Annotated in this window: 6 protein-coding genes; 4 read left to right on the top strand and 2 right to left on the bottom strand. The window is 47.6% G+C overall.

The genetic code is table 11. The features are described from left to right. Window positions 1-53: 53 nt before the first annotated feature. The 4 genes from D7V92_RS21575 to D7V92_RS22340 are packed head-to-tail and all read left to right on the top strand — an operon-like array spanning window position 54 to window position 3,161. On the top strand, window positions 54-1,283 hold the full coding sequence (locus tag D7V92_RS21575) for a site-specific integrase (RefSeq protein ID WP_121773767.1): 1,230 nt from the start codon (window positions 54-56) through the stop codon (window positions 1,281-1,283). A gap of 13 nt (window positions 1,284-1,296) precedes the next feature. After that, complete coding sequence (locus D7V92_RS21580; protein WP_121773768.1) at window positions 1,297-2,517, top strand: site-specific integrase; 1,221 nt, start codon at window positions 1,297-1,299, stop codon at window positions 2,515-2,517. Window positions 2,518-2,538: 21 nt separating this feature from the next. Further along, window positions 2,539-2,913: a hypothetical protein gene (locus D7V92_RS21585; RefSeq protein WP_121773769.1), complete on the top strand. Its 375-nt coding sequence runs from the start codon at window positions 2,539-2,541 to the stop codon at window positions 2,911-2,913. Beyond that, window positions 2,910-3,161 (top strand): hypothetical protein, encoded by a 252-nt coding sequence (locus D7V92_RS22340; protein ID WP_233572891.1) that lies wholly within the window; start codon window positions 2,910-2,912, stop codon window positions 3,159-3,161. Before D7V92_RS21585 ends, D7V92_RS22340 begins: the two co-directional genes overlap by 4 nt. Before the next feature lie 95 nt (window positions 3,162-3,256). Here D7V92_RS22340 and D7V92_RS21595 read toward each other — a convergent pair whose 3' ends face one another. Together D7V92_RS21595 and D7V92_RS21600 are read right to left on the bottom strand one after the other, a co-directional pair. Then, window positions 3,257-3,562: a helix-turn-helix domain-containing protein gene (locus D7V92_RS21595; RefSeq protein WP_121773771.1), complete on the bottom strand. Its 306-nt coding sequence runs from the start codon at window positions 3,560-3,562 to the stop codon at window positions 3,257-3,259. A gap of 47 nt (window positions 3,563-3,609) precedes the next feature. After that, entirely contained in the window at window positions 3,610-3,921 is a 312-nt protein-coding gene (locus D7V92_RS21600; protein WP_121773772.1) for a helix-turn-helix domain-containing protein, read from the bottom strand. Between the last annotated feature and the right edge of the window lie 185 nt (window positions 3,922-4,106).

The raw sequence follows: 4,106 nt of genomic DNA on the forward strand, positions 1-4,106 counted from the left end.
ATATCAAGGAACGCTTATACGGCAAGTAATTTTGCACTAAAAAATATAAGCGTATGAAAGTAGAAAAATTCAAGGTGTTGCTCTACCTCAAAAAGAGCGGACTGGACAAATCGGGCAAAGCCCCGATAATGGGAAGAGTCACCGTGAACCGCACGATGGCACAGTTCGGATCTAAGCTGTCCTGCACTCCCGAACTGTGGAATCCCCGTGAAAGCCGTCTGAACGGCAAGAGCAAGGAAGCGGTGGAAACCAATGCCAGGATTGAAAAACTGCTGTTGGCGGTAAACGCCGCATTCGACAGCCTTGTATCCCGTAAGGTCGGTTTTGACGCCACCGATGTGAAGAATTATTTTCAAGGCAGCATGGAAACGCAGATGACTCTCATGAAAATGACAGATGCAATCTGTGACGACATTAAGGCACGTATCGGCATAGACCGTGCGAAAGGGACTTATCCCAGTTATCACTATATGCGGCTGACACTCGGGGAGTTTATCGAAACCAAGTACAAGGTCAAGGATCTGGCTTTCGGACAATTGACGGAACAGTTCATCCACGACTATCAGGCTTTCGTCACGGAAGATAAAGGCTATGCGATAGATACCGTCCGCCACCACCTTGCCATCCTGAAGAAAATCTGCCGCCTTGCCTACAAGAAAGGGTATTCCGAGAAATGCCATTTTCAACATTTCGCCTTGCCCCGGCAATCAGAAAGGACACCACGTGCATTGAGCCGCGAATCGTTCGAAAGAATCCGTGATGTAGAGATACCTTCGTACCGAAAGACGCACATACTGGCACGCGACCTTTTTCTGTTTGCCTGCTACACGGGCGTGTCATACGCTGATGTGGTTTCCATCACGGACGAGAACCTATACACGGATGACAACGGATCATTATGGCTGAAATACCGCCGAAAGAAAAACGAACATCGGGCGAGCGTGAAACTGCTTCCCGAAGCGTTGGCACTACTTGAGAGATACAAGGACCAAAACAGGGAAACGCTCTTCCCGGTAATCCACCACCCGAACATGAAACGGCACATGAAAGCGTTGGCTGCACTGGCAGGCATCAAGGATAACTTGTGCTATCATCAGGCCCGCCATAGTTTTGCTTCGCTGATAACACTCGAAGCGGGTGTGCCGATAGAGACCATCAGCCGCATGTTGGGACATTCCGATATTTCCACCACTCAGGTCTATGCCCGTGTCAGCCCGAAGAAACTTTTCGAGGACATGGATAAGTTTATCAAAGCTACCGAAGATTTTCAATTAACACTTTAATACATAAAACGATATGCGAAGCACATTTTCATTGTTACCCTATATCAACCGCAGCAAGACAAAGGCTGACGGAACGACTGCCGTACTCTGCCGTATAACCATTGACGGAAAACAGACCGTCATCAGTACGGGAATTTATTGCCGACCGGAAGACTGGAACGGCAGGAAGAACGAGATAAAGTCCGCAAGGGAGAACAGCCGTTTACGGGAATACCTGCGGATAACAGAGGAAGCCTACAATGAGATATTGAAATCGCAAGGCGTGGTCAGTGCGGAGATACTGAAGAACCATATCGCCATGAACAATATTCATCCGGTTACCCTTCTGCAAATGGGGGAATGGGAAAGGGAGCGGTTAAGGAAACATTCAGTAGAAATAGATTCCATATCTTCCTACCGCCACTCCATGTACTATCAGAAGTACCTGACGGATTATCTCGCTTCTTTCGGGAAGAAAGACATCGCCTTTGAGGAAGTGACGGAAGATTTCGGCAAATCTTACAAGGCATATCTTAAGAAATGCAAGAATTTCGGGGCTTCCCAGACCAACAAATGCCTATGCTGGCTGAACCGTCTGCTTTATTTGGCTGTCGATAAAGAGATTATCCGTGTGAATCCCTGCGAGGATCTGGAATACGAACCAAAGCCGGAAGCAAGGCACAAGTACATCAGCCGTGAGGAGTTCAAGAGAATCCTTGCCACCCCGATGTATGATAAGCGTCAGGAGCTTGCAAGACGGGCATTCATCTTTTCCACACTGACGGGATTGGCGTATGTGGATATAAAGCTTCTGCACCCGCATCATATCGGACGCAATGCAGAAGGCAGACGTCACATCCGCATCAACCGCAAGAAAACAAATGTGGAGGCGTTCATCCCCCTGCATCCCATAGCGGAGCGGATATTGTCACTGTACAATACGACCGATGACGAACAGCCCGTATTTCCTCTTCCGAGCCGTGATGCCCTCTGGTTTGATATCCATGAGATGGGTGTTATCATAGGCAAAGAGGAAAATTTGAGCTATCATCAAAGTCGGCACAGCTTCGGAACATTCCTGATTTCGGCGGATATACCTATCGAAAGTATTGCCAAGATGATGGGGCATTCCAATATCCGGACGACACAGGGTTACGCACGGATAACCGATGATAAAATCTCAAAGGACATGGACAAGCTGATGGAACGCAGGAAAATACAATCTATCGGCGAAAAGCCAGACAACAATAAGTAAACAGTATCAATTCAGTACATTATGGACAGAGGAATAATAACAATCAGTGAAACGGGTGTAGTCATTATGCCGACAGCACCCGTGTGGATGACACAATTTGAGATAGCCGACCTGTTCGGTGTGTTCTCATGCGATGTCCACAAGGCGATTCATACCATTTACAAGAACAAGGAACTGAACGAATTTGACACGATGAAGTATCTCAAGCAACCGGATGGCATCAGTTATGACGTTTATGATATTGAAATGGTTATAGCCGTTGCATTCAGGATATGCAGTAAAGAGAGTGTCTTGTTCAGACGGTTTATAATAAATGAAATTAGCACCATTAAGAAAGCTACGACGATTACACTATTAGTTGCCAGCGTCAGAGGTAATAACCGATGGTATAGTTGAGGTTCATTCCGTCAGCCACTCGTTCCCGATGCACGGATGCAAAGGTAGCGTATGGCTTGATGGTAGTGGCAAGGTCGGGCGGCAGAGCCGTTTCGGGCGGAATCTTCCTCCTGCGGAGCGTATTCAACCCGAAAACCTTGCCATTGCCTGCCATACGCTTGAAGAGCATCCGGCAACGGAAACAAGCGACTGACGGGAAATCAGAAGAAAGAAGAGAGGAACGGCTTACAGACGAAGCGGGATTTTGATGCTCCGTCCGTAAGCCGTTCCTTTCTCTTTTTGCCGAAAGTCCATTGCTGACGCAATCATAAGGCAGACAGCAAACTGCGCTTCTTCAAGAAAATCAGGTTACCGTCAATCGGTAAGCGGAGCGGTAGCTGTCAGCCAGCATCCTTTCGATGTCGGATTCACGGTAGAGGATTTTACCGCCTAATTGGATATAGGCTATGCGCCCTTCGTTTCGATAGTCCTGAAGTGTCCGGCGGCTCACTTTCAGCCGTGCCGACACTTCCTTGTCGGTGAAGAAACGCTCTCCGTTCAGTGTCGGGCGGTAATAGGCGGTCAGATGCTCGAAGCTGTCCAAAAGACGGTCAAGACTGCCCATGAAGTGGATTATCCACTCGTTGTCCTTGTTAATCAGTTCATTCATGTTACTTTGGATTTAGTGTAATTACTTTGTTTACTATATGCGGGTGATTAAATCGTCCTGCCCTTGAACTTTGCTTCTTTGCGCCTGTCCTCCACAACGGAAACAATACGCTGCACGTCTTCGGGACGGTAATACGTCTTGTGGTTTATCTGCGAGTAAGCCAGCGTCCCGTTGTCCCGAAGCGTCTGCAATGTGCGTGGGCTGATGTTGAGCATCCGGCAAACGTCCTGATTGTCCATCCACTCGCCCATTGTCTTCTCTCCGTGCCGCCGGCAGATGGCATCCATGCGACTGACGAAACGGTCGAACTTGGCGACCATCGCCTCAAAGGTCTTTCTTTCAATTGATACGATTTCCATATACATACTTTTTATTGTTACTGTTTCTTTTGCCACAAAGGAATATATAATCTACTACCTTGCAATGGATTTCCAGAAAGTGGCAGCGTGTTGCACCGATACGGTAATCATTGTCCGTGGGTATCATACAGAAACGGTTCTTTTCGCATGAATGCTGTTCAAACAGAAAGGCTGACTATTTCACA

Origin of the sequence: Parabacteroides sp. CH2-D42-20, from assembly GCF_003670185.1 — a bacterium.
In the GTDB taxonomy this organism is placed as follows: domain Bacteria; phylum Bacteroidota; class Bacteroidia; order Bacteroidales; family Tannerellaceae; genus Parabacteroides; species Parabacteroides distasonis.